Genomic DNA, 13,173 nt, shown 5'->3' on the forward strand with positions numbered 1-13,173 from the left:
CGCATACGCCCGCACGCCAAAACACCCTGCAGCCTTCACGGCCACAGGGTGTTTCTTATTCCGGCCGTCCTCAGACGACCAGATATTCCGCATTTCGTTCACATTCCGCACATTTCGCCGGCGGGTCCCAGTCCGAGAACTCCGTCTCCTTCAGATCGACTACATCTGGTGCATCCTCGTACTCGTCCACAAATTTGTCGATGGCCAGCTCTACGTGTTCCTTACAGACTACATACATTCAATCAAGCATCCCTTTCTGTGCCGCTGCGGCGTAGACTTATACTACTGTTCTACCACACTTCCCTGCAAAAAGGAACCTCACGCAGCGCAAAATACACTCTTATTCCCGCCCCGCAAACTTCCGGACATCCCCGGTAATGAATCCGAGCGCCTCCTGCCAGAAATCCAGGGAATGCACATCAATATCCATCAGCTTCGCAGCGTCTGCGATGCTCCGGGTACTGGTCGCTGAGAGGAACTGTTCATAACGGCTCACGAATGCCTGCCCCTGCTTTTGGTACTGGGCATACAGCCCCTTGGAGAACAGCAGCCCGAAGGAATACGGGAAGTTCAGGAACTCATTGCCTGCCATATAATACCCGGCCTTGCTAATCCACTGGTAAGGGTGAATGGACCCGGGCAGCACACTATCCCCGTAAGCGGCAGCCATCGACTCCAGCATCAGTGCGTTCAGTTCCTCTAATGGGAGGAGACCGGATAACCGGCGGGCATAGAGCGCGCTCTCGAAGCAGTACCTGGCATAGAAATCGACAATATAATACCCCGCATCCGAGAGACTACGTTCCAGGATCGCATCCGCTTCCTCCGCAGGCAGCGAGTTCAGGAGTTCAACATGAATCAGACTCTCGCAAAAAATCGACGCCGTCTCCGCAATCGGCACCGGATAATCCATGTTAACCATCGTATGTCCCGCGAGGCGGCTGCTATGGTATGCATGCCCAATCTCGTGAGCCAGCACACTCACATCTATATATTGACCGTGGAAGCTTGTTATGATCCGGCTCTCTCCAATCGGGACGATATCGACACACATCCCGAAATTGCCTTTCCCGCTGCGCGGCTCGGCATCAATCCAGCGCTCCCCGAACACCTTGCGGGCGAACCCGCCCAGCTCGGGGCTGAATCTGCTGAACCCCGCGATAATCATCGCCTGGGCCTCAGCATAGGTGACGCGGATTGAAGACTCCGTGCCAATGGGCGCAAAAACATCCCAGAGCGGCAGCTGTCCCCCCGAATGCCCCAGCCGCCCAGCCTTCTCGGCATAATACTCCCGGAAGACCGGCAGGCTCTCCCGGATGGCCTGAAGCATCACCTCCAGCGTCTCCTCATCCATCCGCGCTGCTTCCAGCACCTTATGCAGCGGGGAAGCATAGCCCCTCAGCTCATAGATGGCTGCCGCCTCACCGGAGACAGCATTGATACAGGCGGCACTCTGCTCCGCTACACTGCGGCAAGCCTCATGCTCTGCTTCAGCCGCCGCCCGCCGTACCGCAGGATCGGGGTCGTAGACCAGATTCCGCAGCTCCGCAAGTGTCACACTGCGGGTCACTCCGGCCAGCTCCAGATCGGTCCGCAGTGTAGACAGCGTCTGCATGTACAGCCGCTCCCACGCTTTGGAGCCGGTGTTCTGCATCCGGGCAATCACCGCTTCGCCTTCTGCGCTGAGCATATGCTGCGATTTCCCCTGTAATCCGCGCAGATAGAAGCTATGCTGCTCCAGATAAGCGCTGAAACGGAGATTCCGCTCCAGTTCATCCGCGCTTACCCCTGCCAGCCATTTGCTGAAGCGGACCAGAGCTTCACCCGCCCCGCTGGTCACCTCTTCCAGCTCGTCCATCAGATTGACGGCTTCCTCACACTGGCTGTCCGCACTGAATCGCAGCTCCGCGTAGCTGAACAGACGCAAATATAGCTGTTGATACGCATTATATTGTTTAAGGAACTCTTCCATCAGTTCTGCAGGAGCATGCCCGCTAACGGGCTGCGAGGCCGACCATGTATTCAAATCCCCGGCAAGGCTCTCCACCTGCCTGCGGTCCTGCTGAAATCCCTCCGACTCGAACGAGGGATAGATCCGGTCCAGATTCCATGTTAATTCGCATGTTGTTGATTCCATTGATTAATCTCTCCTTATTTATAATCGCAGGAGCCCTCCGTTATCACATGCTTCCACCCCGTTCTAATTGATCCTGTAAGGATCATCCATTTCAGTATACCTTAATTCCTGAACTTGTCTCATCCACAGCCAGGCACCTTTTTCCGATTACACCCGGCCCTAACACCCAGCACTTTCGCCCAATGTGATCGGTTTTCCGATTACATCCCGCCCGCACACCCAGCACTCGCCCATTGTGATCGGTTTTCCGATTATATCCCGCCCGAACACCCAGCACTTCGCCCAATGTGATCGGTTTTCCGATTACATCCCGCCCGAACCACCCAGCACTCGCCCAATGTGATCGGTTTTCCGATTACATCCCGCCCGAACCACCCAGCACTCGCCCAATGTGGTCGGTTTTTCGATTACATCCCGCCCGAACACCCAGCACTCGCCCAATGTGGTCGGTTTTTCGATTACATTGGGCCCACGTGCAAAAAAAGCTCTTCCTGCCCCCAGCGGGACAGGAAGAGCTTTTCCGTTGTACTCACACACTTATCTCTGCTCTAATCCTAGCCTCTACACACCATCTGCCCCATTCAGATATTGACCCGGCCGGTCCAGCTCATATAGCCTGCGGTAGCGGGATTCCCGCTCCATCAGCTCGGCATGGGTGCCGCGCATCTCCACTTGGCCGTTCTCCATGAAGATGACCTCGTCCATCTGCTCGGCGCCAACCAGATGATGCGTGACCCAGATCAGCGTCTTGCCGGCCATTGCCTCGAACATCGTGGCCAGCAGCTCGCGCTCCGTGCGTGGGTCGAGGCCAACCGTGGGCTCGTCCAGCACGACTACCGGCGTATTCTGCAGCAGAATACGGGCCAGGGCCATGCGCTGGCGCTCTCCGCCGGAGAAGCGCTGCCCCGCCTCGCGTACCGGAGTATCATAGCCCTCCGGCAGCGAAGAGATCAGCGTATCCAGCTTCGCCAGGGCTGCCGCCTGCTGGACCGCTGCCTCCGAAGCCCCCGGGTCCCCGAGCCGGATATTGTTCGCCACCGTGGTGTCGAACAGATGCGGGCTCTGGTTCAGCACCGCGATGAGCTGCGGAATCCGCTCACCGTAAGCCGCAGCATCGATACCGTTAATCGTCACGGAGCCGATGGTGGGCGCAATCACGCCCTGCACCAGCTTGAGCAGTGTCGATTTACCCGCTCCGCTGCGGCCGATCACTGCAACCTTCCGCCCCTGCGGCAGCGCAAGGTCCAACCCCTGAACAGAGAAGTCGTCACCTGCCGCATAGCGGTAGCCCGCCGACTTCAGTTCAATCTGAACCTGTCCGCTGGCCTTAGCCGCCTGCATCGCAGCGTCAGCCTGAGCTTCAGCTCCGGTACTCCCAGCAGCAGTTCCCGCGCTAAGCGGTGCATCTCCCGCTGCGGCTTCCACGCCCTCCAGCCGCTCCAGTGAATTCCGGTATTGCGGAATTTTCTCCACAGCCTCGGATACGGGCAGGAAGGCATCTGCCACCGGGAAGACCACCAGCACGAACGCCGCAATCAGCGTTCCGGCAATCGCCCCTTCAGCATACTGTCCAGCCGCCCAGTATAACAAAGACAACACAGCCAGGCCGACAACGGCCTGCCCGATGAACATACGCAGCCGTGCCCAGCGCCGCAGCGAACCGTCTATGCGGGCAACCGCCTGCTCGTCTGCTTCGTACGTATCGACGAACTGGCTCTGCCGCCCGCTGATCACCCAGTCGCTTAAGCCAAGCACAGCATCGGTCAGCTTTTGATACAGCCGGTTCCGCTCCTGCTTCACCTGACGCTGACGCTTCTGGGTCAGCAGGAGGGAGATCAGCGGTAATACGACTACCAGCACCAGCATGTAGAGTCCCATAAGCAGAGCAAAGGCCACATCGAACGTCCCGAGCGCAATCATCGCCGCTGCATAGATCAAGAGCGCGATAATGCTCGGAAAGACCGTACGCAGATACACATTCTGCAAATATTCGATATCATCGGCAAGCATACCGAGAATATCCCCGGTACGGAAGCGCGTGGATAAGAACAGTGCCTGCGGCTCCAGCATATGGTACAGCCGGACCCGCATCTTCGACAGAATGCGCAGAATCGTGTCATGTCCCACCAGCCGTTCCACATAGTGGATGACAGCCCGGCTGGTCCCGAAGGTACGCACACCAACAATAGGGACATAGATCATCAGTATATTTTCCGGCGGAATCGAGGCCTTCGAGATCAGGAAGCCGGAGGTGTACATCAGCGAAGACGCTGAGAAGATCGTCAACGCGCCCAGCAAGATAATTAACACGAACCGCCAGAAGTAGGCAGAGTAATAGGGAGCAAACCATCCTTCACGTTTCAATGGATTCCCTCCAATTGACTTTGAATAAGCTCATAATAAGCACCCCTCCGCGCAGTCATCTCGTCGTGTGTGCCTATTTCAGCCACCCGTCCCTGCTGCATAACGACAATCAGATCCATGTCGATCATCCAATGCAGGCGGTGTGTAGCCAGGAATACCAGCTTGCCTTCGAACAGGGGCAGCATCGTCTCCTTCAGCTCATATTCCGTCTCAATGTCCAGATGGGCCGTCGGCTCATCCAGCAGCATGATGGGGCGGCTGCTCAGCAGCGCGCGGGCCAGAGCCACTCGCTGCTCCTGTCCGCCGCTGAGCGAACGGCCGCCGCCGCCGATCATTTCGTTCAGACCTTCCGGCAGCGAGGATACCAGCTTCGATAAACCTGCCGACTCCAGTGCGGCAGCTACCGCTTCATGGGAAGCCTCAGGATAATAGAACCGGACATTATCAGCCAGCGTGCCGCTGAAGATATACGGGCGCTGTGGAATATAAGCCGTCTGCTTCCGCCACCCCTCATCGGTCAGCGCGCTGACACGGTTTCCATTAATCGTTAGGGTTCCAGAGGTTGGATGAAGGAAGCCGCCCAGAATATCTACAAGCGTAGACTTGCCTGCCCCGCTCTCCCCGATAATACCGATTCTCGCATATCCCCTGAAGTCGAGATTCACCCCTTCGAGCGAGGATACACCGTCAGCTTCATATTGTACGCCCACCGCATGAAGCCGAAGTTCACTATCATTGTTCCACGTGAAAACGCCTCCCGGCAGCTCTCCTCCATCGCCCTTCACCGCTCCCTGCCCACCCGGCTCCAGCAGCTTCGCCTGGACCGTCTCACGGTCAATGATGCTCTTCATCGCTTCTCCGGCTTCCTTGCCGTCCAGTGTGGCATGGAAATCTGCACCCACCAGCCGCACCGGCAGGAAATATTCCGGCGCGAGAATCAGGATCGTCAGTCCGGTAACCAGCGTCATCTGCTCATTAACCAGACGCAGACCGAGACTTACCGCTACCGAAGCGACAGACAGCATGGTGAAGAAGTCCAGTGCGAACGATGACAGGAAGGCGACTCGCAGCGTACGCATGGTTGCTGAACGGTAGCGGTCACTGACCTTAGCAATACTCTCACTGTGGCTGCGGCTGCGTCCAAGATATTTCAGCGTCTCCAGACCGCGCAGCGAATCCACGAAGTGATTCGATAAGGTACGGTAGGACTTCAGCTGACGGTCCATCTGCTTGCGGGCCGTCATCCCGATCAGGATCATGAATACAATAATGATCGGCATCGTTAAGGTAAGAATAACACCGCTGGACGTATCCAGGGTGAATACATAGATAAGCAGCAGAGCGGGTGTTACCGCCATACCGACCATCCGCGGAATAATCAGCTCCAGGTATGTGCGGAACTTCGTTACTCCTTCAAGCACTAATGTGACCATATTTCCGGTCCCCCGGTCGCCAGCCAGCCGTGGTCCCAGCTGGAACAGCTTGTCCATCATCTGTCTCCGCATGCTGCTGCCGGTTGCTTCCGCAAAGCGGTACGCCGCCCGGCTCATCAGCATAGTGCAGGCATGACGCACAAGAAACGCAAGAAGGAACAAGAGCGCTCTAGCCCCTTGTTCCTTCAGCGGTTCTCCCGCAAACAGCGCAGAGACAGCTTCTGCCAGCGACTTCGCCAGCAGAAGAATGGAGAAGCTTTGCACCAGGGTCAGGAAGCCAACCAGCAGAAAGACAGGCTTAACTCCTTTGTACCCAAGCAAATTTTTATCCATTAGTATTCAAGATGCTCCTTCTCATGAACCCGTTTGTGGAAGATGAAATAACTCCAGATTTGATAGCCCAGCACGAACGGCAGCAGGGTCAGCGCTACAATCGTCATCACCTTCAGCGAATATTGGCCGGAGGCCGCATTCGTAATCGTCAGGTTGAACGCCTGATCCAGCGAGCTGATCATCACCCGCGGGAACAGTCCGATGAAGATCGATGCAACAGACAGCGCCATCACAGCGCCGGTCATCCCGAAGGCATAGCCGTCCTTCTTCTTAGTCATGAAATATCCGGCCAGCAGATAAGCGGCTACAGCGAGAACAACTACAATCCACAGCAGCGTTCCGCGTTTATCGAAGATATCCGTCATAGTATATGTCATCACAACGAAGGCTACCAAGAGCGCCGCCAGTGGAATCAGCAGCTTCTGGGCCAGCTTACGCGCCCGTTCCTGCAGATCTCCAAGCGTGCGGAGCGTAGTGAACATCAGCCCGTGCACCAGACACAGCAGGACAACCGTAATCCCTGCAACCACCGTATACGCATTGACGATATCGAAGAATCCGGCATACATCTGCATATCCTTGTCGATCGGCAAGCCCTTGATGAAGCTGGCGAATACCACGGCGAGCAGGAACGGCGGCAGGAAGCTTCCGAAGAAGATGCAGACATCCCAGGTTTTCTGCCACGCCTTGGAATCGCGTTTGCCTCTGAACTCGAAGGCGACACCACGGGCAATGAGCGCCAGCAGAGCAAATACAAACGGAATATAGAAACCGCTGAACAGCGTAGCATACCAATGCGGGAAGGCCGCGAACATGGCACCGGCGCCCGTAATCAGCCATACCTCATTCGCATCCCAGAACGGCCCGATCGAATTGATCAGTATCCGTCGCTCCGTATCATTCTTGGCCAGAATCTGCGTCTCCATCCCTACACCGAAGTCGAAGCCTTCCAGGAAGAAGAACCCGACGAACAGCACCGCAATCAGCAGAAACCATAATTCATTAAGTGACATGGGTTAGCCCTCCTTGTTATACGGATCGTGGGATTCACCGTGTTCGTTATCCATAGCATAAGGACCTTTTTTGATCACTTTGACGAACAGGCCGACTAGCACTGCACCCAATATGGCATAGATCGCGGTAAAAGAAATCACCGAGAACAGTACCTGTCCGCTGGTAATATTAGGTGATACACTGTCTTCTGTAGTCATAAGTCCGAATACAGTCCATGGCTGACGCCCGATCTCTGTCATAATCCAGCCTGCCGTGTTGGCAATCGGCGGAAGCAGCAGTCCCCAGAACATGAAGCGCATGAACCAGGTATTGGGTCTGTCCATCTTTTTACGCCACATGAGGTAGATCGCGTATACCCCAAACAGTATCATCAGCGAGCCTGCAGCCACCATGATCCGGAAGCTCCAGAAGGTTGTTTTGACCGGCGGAATATAATCTCCTGGCCCATAGGCCACTTCATACTCCTGCTGCAGCTCCAGCATCCCCTTCACTTCACCGGAGAATTTACTGTAGGACAGGAAGCTCAGCAGATACGGAACCTGAACTTCATTGCTGTTGGTCTGGTTCTTCACATCGATATTGGCAAACACCGTCCAAGGTGCCGGGTCGCCGCTCTCGCCCCACAGCGCTTCGGATGCGGCCATCTTCATTGGCTGTGTCTCTACCAGATATTGAGCCTGTGCATGTCCTGCAACCGCAACGCCGAATGATGAGATAACCCCTACAATTGCTGCAATCTCGAATGATTTTCGGAAAAAGGCAACGTCCTGCTTCTTAAGCAATTTGTATGCACTGATCCCTGTTACCAGGAAGGCGCCTGTAGCGTAAGCGGCAAGCACGGTATGCGGAAATTCCACCAGCAGCTGGCCGTTTGTAATCAGTGCGAAGATGTCATTCATCTCAGCACGGCCATTGTTCATCTGGAAGCCGACCGGATGCTGCATGAACGAGTTAGCCAGCAGAATCCAGAATGCCGACAGCATCGTTCCGAAGGCGACCAGCCAGATGGATAACAGATGAATCCGTTTGGATACCTTATCCCAGCCGAAGATCCAGATTCCGATGAACGTGGACTCCAGGAAGAAGGCCAACAAGGCTTCAATCGCAAGCGGAGCCCCGAACACATCACCTACGAAGCGCGAATAATCCGACCAGTTCATCCCGAACTGGAACTCCTGCAAGATCCCTGTTACTACACCTACTGCGAAGTTAATCAGGAATAGCTTCCCCCAGAATTGCGCCATTCTTTTGTACTCTTCATTGCCCTTTCTTACGTACATGGTCTCCATAATGGCAATTATGAGCGCAAGTCCGATCGATACTGGCACAAAGAAATAATGAAAAATTGTCGTCGACGCAAATTGTATACGTGACAGCAGTACTGTATCCATATTTCTCCCCTTCCTTCTCCCCATTTCGTTATGTCTATTTTGTCAAATTCCCATCACTCAAAGTGTGATAATTATCACATTATACGCCCCGTTTAGGCATAAAAAACAATAAATTTGTGACAAATATCACAATTTTGCATTTAAAAGCAAAAAAAATAAGACGGTTTCACCGTCTTGAAGGTGTCCTGCATATATAGTTGTCTTGACTCATAAAGGTATTGGTCTAGGTAATGGAAATACCTTTCTTAAGCGATTTGAGATCGCCATTTGAATTAAGCAATTGCGGCAGCATCTTCATGCTACGAACCATTGGGGAATGACAGAGACGGCAGGAAGGCGCATGTTCAAATGCGAAATTATCCCTCATCCATCCATTGCAATCCTCATTGGTACAGGCCCAAATTGCGGTATTTTCTTCCGGTACTTCCTCCAAAGGCTTTTTCCGGTAGTTCATTGCCGTTCCTCCCTTCCTTTATGTTGCAAGCAAGTGATGATAAAAAAAGACCGTCCCAACTTTCACAAGCGGGGACGGTACCTTCTATTAATTACAGTTTTACAACGTTTTCGGCTTGTGGTCCGCGGTTGCCTTGAACAACGTTGAATTCAACGCGTTGGCCTTCGTCCAAAGTTTTGAAGCCGTCGCCAGTGATTGCGCTGAAGTGAACGAATACGTCGCTTCCGCCTTCAACTTCGATGAAACCGAATCCTTTTTCTGCGTTGAACCATTTAACTGTACCTGTTTGCATGTGTGTTACCTCCACAAATTTAAATTAATATGTTCTTTTTATCTTCAGACAAAGAAAAAATTCACACATTGAGAAAGGTTGTAGCTTTGGTTGACAGCCCTTTTCAATGCGAGAATAAGGTATCAATGTAAGAACAATTTCATGTTACCACACCTTAATAACAAAGGCAAGCTGTTCTATCCTAATTCCTCCGTTTTTTCCCTTATAAGGACTACTTCCCAATGTAAGGGCTACCAGTCATAATAAATTGTAATATTTATACCCATTGCTACCAATTACCCCATTTATTTATTCTTGAAACAGCCCCGCCCTCTTCTTTTTTTCCTGAAAAGGACGGCTTGAACTGTTTCGGTAATCGTGACTGCCTCATTATTATATACGGCCATTTCCAATTTTATTCCTCTGGCTTCTCAAGAAGCTGGACTGTGGTCTGCTTCACTTCACCATTGCGGTAGAAGGTAATCTTCAGCTTATCACCGATCTTGGTATGATCGTACAGATATTTGCGCAGCGACAGCGTGGAGGTAATCGGCTTATCGTTGAACTTGGTAATCACATCGTTAAGCTGCAGACCCGCTTCCTTCGCCGGTCCCACAGCATCCAGAACCACAACCCCATCGGTTACTAGCGACGGAAGATTGAGCTCCTTACGCTGGTCATCGGCCAGCGGTACATAAGGATTATTCAGATCCACTGAATAGACGCCCAGGTATGACCGGGCTATCCGGCCTTTGGAGGTAAGCTCATTGGCTGTATCCACCACATGATTGGAGGGAATCGCAAAGCCCAGTCCCTCTACCCCCGTATCAGAGATCTTCATCGTATTGATCCCAATCACCTTGCCGTCCAGATCCACTAGTGCGCCCCCGCTGTTGCCCTCGTTAATGGCCGCATCCGTCTGGATCACTTCCTGCTCCCAATCGTACACGCCGTCCTGGTTCAGTGACACCGGTATCGTCCGCTCTGTGTAGCTGACAATGCCGGAAGTCAGTGTATCTCCAAGCCCCAGCGGGTTGCCGATGGCAATGACAGTCTCACCCAGACGCAGCTTGGAAGAATCCCCGATCTCAGCAATCCGGTCGATTCCCTTGCCGTCTATGGAGAGCACAGCAATATCGCTCACCTTGTCGGCACCTACCAGCTCCGCCTTGTGTGTCACGCCGTCTACTGTAACCACTTCCAGCTTGCCGGCACCCTCAATGACATGATTATTCGTGATGATAAATGCTTTATTGTCATCCTTCTTATAGATAACTCCCGAGCCTAGCGCAGATTCATCGAGAATATTAAGTTCCTTATTGTCTTGTTTATGATTAATGATGCTCACTACCGCAGGGCGGATATGTGCAGCAGCCTGAATAATCCGGTCATACGGATCTGCGCTGCTCGCAGCCACCTTATCAATAACCACCGGAGCCTGGGCTCTCTCAGCGGCGAACTGTCCCGTTACCAGACTGAACAGCAGCACAGCCGCTACAGCACTGCAGACAGAGCTGATCAGCGAGATCTGCCAGGTTGCCAGCGACCGCTTCGATTTGCGGACAGCCCACTTGCCGTCAGCATATCCGCCGGTTGATTTAGATTTGCCGCTTTTGCGCCGTGACACCTTGGTTGAATAGAAATCATCATCAAATAATCCCATGTTACACTCTCTCCCCTCTATTGCCACCGCATTCACGACCTGAACGCCAAGCAACCACGCCCGAGCTTAACCGCTATATCTCTTAGACTTCACGAAGTACTAAAAGGTTTCACTTGATTTATTCACCACATTCCAGTGGGTTCTAAGCGCAAGGGATGTCTATTATTCTAATAAGCTACTAAAAAGTTTAACAGCTTGTATCCGGAATATTTTGCAACTTAAAAGACTACAATAGGATTAGAACGCTCTATATGATTGTATCACAGGCAGCCGCGCTGCCCACATGTTTTCTATGTTAAATAAATGTAAATTATTCACAGCTTCATTACTATCCATTTCACAAGGAGGGCCCGACTATGGAATCTTTTTCAACAAGTAAAGATCTGGTGCAATTCATTGGCAAGCTGGGGGACCTTAAGGATGAACATTATCAGCTGATTCTTGTCCAGCATGCAATGATTGAGCTGTTAATTGATAAAGGGCTATTCTCCCGCCAGGAGCTGGAGCACAAGATTACCGAGATTGACCGTCTTATGACTGGCTCACCTTATCCCATGGCGTAGGCCGGTCATAGTAGGTGTCGCAGAGCCTGAACTCACTGTCTTTGTAAAAGCAGCCCCGGTCCTCCATCGCCCCGCGCACGGACATCTTCGCCAGATCCATCATATTATGGTCTCTGCTCAGATGTGCCAGATAGGCGCGCTTGGTCCGCCCGCTCAGAATCTCGCTGAGCGCTGCGCCTGCCGCCTCATTGGACAGATGCCCCAAATCGCCGAGAATCCGCCGCTTCGTATTCCAGGGATAACGCCCCATCCGCAGCATTTCGATATCATGATTCGACTCCAGCACCAGTACATCGGCATCCGATATGGCCGTTCTCACCTTGTCGCTGACATAACCGAGGTCTGTAGCAACACACAGCTTCTCCTTGCCGTCATAGAAATTGTAAGCTACCGGCTCTGCAGCATCGTGGGAGATGGCGAAGGATTCCACCCGCATACTGCCGAAATCCCGGTGCTGCCCGGTCTCCATAATGACCCGGTTATGCTCCTCAATCTTGCCAATCCCCTTCTCAATGGCTCCCCAGGTGTTCGAATTCGCATAGATCGGAAGATTATACTTGCGGGCCATCGCGCCCAGCCCCTTAATATGATCCGAATGCTCGTGGGTCACAAGAATTCCGTCCAGCTCCGCTCCCGTCAGTTCGCGCATGGCCAGCAGTTCGTCAATGCGCTTCGCGCTCAGACCCGCGTCGATCATAAGTGTGGTCTCGCCGTTACGCACCACTGTCACATTCCCGGTAGAACCGCTGGACAGTACTGTAAATGAAATCCCCATATCTCTCCTGCTCCTTCTACTCTGTTGTCTTCGGACTGATAATGTCCGCACTGATCGCATCCATATAATAAGCGCTGCCGTCCTCCAGCATGAACCGCCACATCGGCGAAGCCACCTGGCTCTCGGAGTTGAACAGCTCGCCATAATAGCCCAGCTCAATCTCCTTCACTGCAGAACCCGCAGGAAAATACTTCTCGATCAGACTGCTAAGCGCCTGCGAAGCCGGGAGCACCTTCTGCAGATCCTCGCTCCGGCTTGCTGCGATCTCAATCTTCGGCCAGCGGTAGGCCACAATCTTCTGGTCACTGTTAATCAGCTCCAGCCGCACTCTGAACAGAGACCACTTGTTATCCACCAGCGGATGGAGGACGAACTTACCGACCTCACTCTCCTGTGAATCGAACCGGTAATTGGCAATGTCGGGAATCTGGCTCTTCAGCAGATTGCTAAGCTCCGAGAACGAGGAGTACATCAGCTTGCTGTCGATCGGCTCCTTAAGCTTCACAGGCAGTTCATTCTGCTCTTCGGCCGAATAACGGTACGTGATATCAGGCAGCTGCGGAGTGGCAGCCGGAATCGGGCACAGCAGCCGGATGTTCTTCTCCTCCATCACCGCCTGAGTCTCTGCGGACAGGGAAGTGAAGTCAAGTCCCGCACTGACCTGATCGCGCACATCGATCCATAGCTGATAGCACAGCAGCAGATTCAGCACCAGAAAGGCATATATCAATACACTCTTGGCCCTTCCCCAGTCCATAACGTCCCTCCTCGAATC

The 13,173-nt window shown here is 53.2% G+C and carries 12 protein-coding genes; 1 reads left to right on the forward strand and 11 read right to left on the reverse strand.

What is annotated here, in order from left to right; genetic code table 11:
* Window positions 1–70 precede the first annotated feature (70 nt).
* From MKY86_RS31670 to MKY86_RS31710, 9 genes are all read right to left on the reverse strand, one after another.
* Complete coding sequence (locus MKY86_RS31670) at window positions 71–238, reverse strand: CxxH/CxxC protein (RefSeq protein WP_063829067.1); 168 nt, start codon at window positions 236–238, stop codon at window positions 71–73.
* Window positions 239–340: 102 nt separating this feature from the next.
* On the reverse strand, window positions 341–2,137 hold the full coding sequence (locus MKY86_RS31675; RefSeq protein ID WP_076081893.1) for a M3 family oligoendopeptidase: 1,797 nt from the start codon (window positions 2,135–2,137) through the stop codon (window positions 341–343).
* 561 nt (window positions 2,138–2,698) lie between these two features.
* Window positions 2,699–4,501, reverse strand: coding sequence for a thiol reductant ABC exporter subunit CydC (cydC, locus tag MKY86_RS31680; protein ID WP_076081894.1), 1,803 nt, complete (start codon window positions 4,499–4,501; stop codon window positions 2,699–2,701).
* Window positions 4,498–6,267: a thiol reductant ABC exporter subunit CydD gene (gene cydD, locus MKY86_RS31685; protein WP_076081895.1), complete on the reverse strand. Its 1,770-nt coding sequence runs from the start codon at window positions 6,265–6,267 to the stop codon at window positions 4,498–4,500. The genes cydC and cydD overlap by 4 nt, the downstream gene beginning before the upstream one ends.
* The gene (cydB, locus tag MKY86_RS31690; protein ID WP_036728016.1) at window positions 6,267–7,280 is read right to left on the reverse strand and encodes a cytochrome d ubiquinol oxidase subunit II; all 1,014 of its coding nucleotides are present in this window, start codon (window positions 7,278–7,280) and stop codon (window positions 6,267–6,269) included. Before cydB ends, cydD begins: the two co-directional genes overlap by 1 nt.
* Before the next feature lie 3 nt (window positions 7,281–7,283).
* The gene (locus MKY86_RS31695; RefSeq protein WP_036728017.1) at window positions 7,284–8,672 is read right to left on the reverse strand and encodes a cytochrome ubiquinol oxidase subunit I; all 1,389 of its coding nucleotides are present in this window, start codon (window positions 8,670–8,672) and stop codon (window positions 7,284–7,286) included.
* 223 nt (window positions 8,673–8,895) lie between these two features.
* Window positions 8,896–9,126, reverse strand: coding sequence for a cold-shock protein (locus tag MKY86_RS31700; RefSeq protein WP_036699797.1), 231 nt, complete (start codon window positions 9,124–9,126; stop codon window positions 8,896–8,898).
* A gap of 91 nt (window positions 9,127–9,217) precedes the next feature.
* Window positions 9,218–9,418 (reverse strand): cold-shock protein, encoded by a 201-nt coding sequence (locus MKY86_RS31705; RefSeq protein ID WP_019914582.1) that lies wholly within the window; start codon window positions 9,416–9,418, stop codon window positions 9,218–9,220.
* A 394-nt stretch (window positions 9,419–9,812) separates the two neighbouring features.
* Window positions 9,813–11,060 carry a S1C family serine protease gene (locus MKY86_RS31710; protein WP_036728019.1) on the reverse strand — a complete coding sequence of 416 codons (1,248 nt, stop codon included), beginning with the start codon at window positions 11,058–11,060 and terminating at the stop codon, window positions 9,813–9,815.
* A gap of 356 nt (window positions 11,061–11,416) precedes the next feature.
* On the opposite strand from MKY86_RS31710, the gene MKY86_RS31715 reads away from it, so the two are divergent.
* On the forward strand, window positions 11,417–11,623 hold the full coding sequence (locus MKY86_RS31715; protein ID WP_076081896.1) for a hypothetical protein: 207 nt from the start codon (window positions 11,417–11,419) through the stop codon (window positions 11,621–11,623).
* Here the strand turns inward: MKY86_RS31715 and MKY86_RS31720 are convergent.
* Together MKY86_RS31720 and yycI are read right to left on the reverse strand one after the other, a co-directional pair.
* Window positions 11,592–12,398 carry an MBL fold metallo-hydrolase gene (locus MKY86_RS31720; protein ID WP_036699804.1) on the reverse strand — a complete coding sequence of 269 codons (807 nt, stop codon included), beginning with the start codon at window positions 12,396–12,398 and terminating at the stop codon, window positions 11,592–11,594. The genes MKY86_RS31715 and MKY86_RS31720 overlap by 32 nt on opposite strands.
* A gap of 16 nt (window positions 12,399–12,414) precedes the next feature.
* Window positions 12,415–13,155: a two-component system regulatory protein YycI gene (gene yycI, locus MKY86_RS31725; protein ID WP_076081897.1), complete on the reverse strand. Its 741-nt coding sequence runs from the start codon at window positions 13,153–13,155 to the stop codon at window positions 12,415–12,417.
* Window positions 13,156–13,173 lie beyond the last annotated feature (18 nt).

Origin of the sequence: Paenibacillus sp. FSL R7-0333 (assembly GCF_038000365.1) — a bacterium.
Taxonomy (GTDB): domain Bacteria; phylum Bacillota; class Bacilli; order Paenibacillales; family Paenibacillaceae; genus Paenibacillus_AQ; species Paenibacillus_AQ silagei.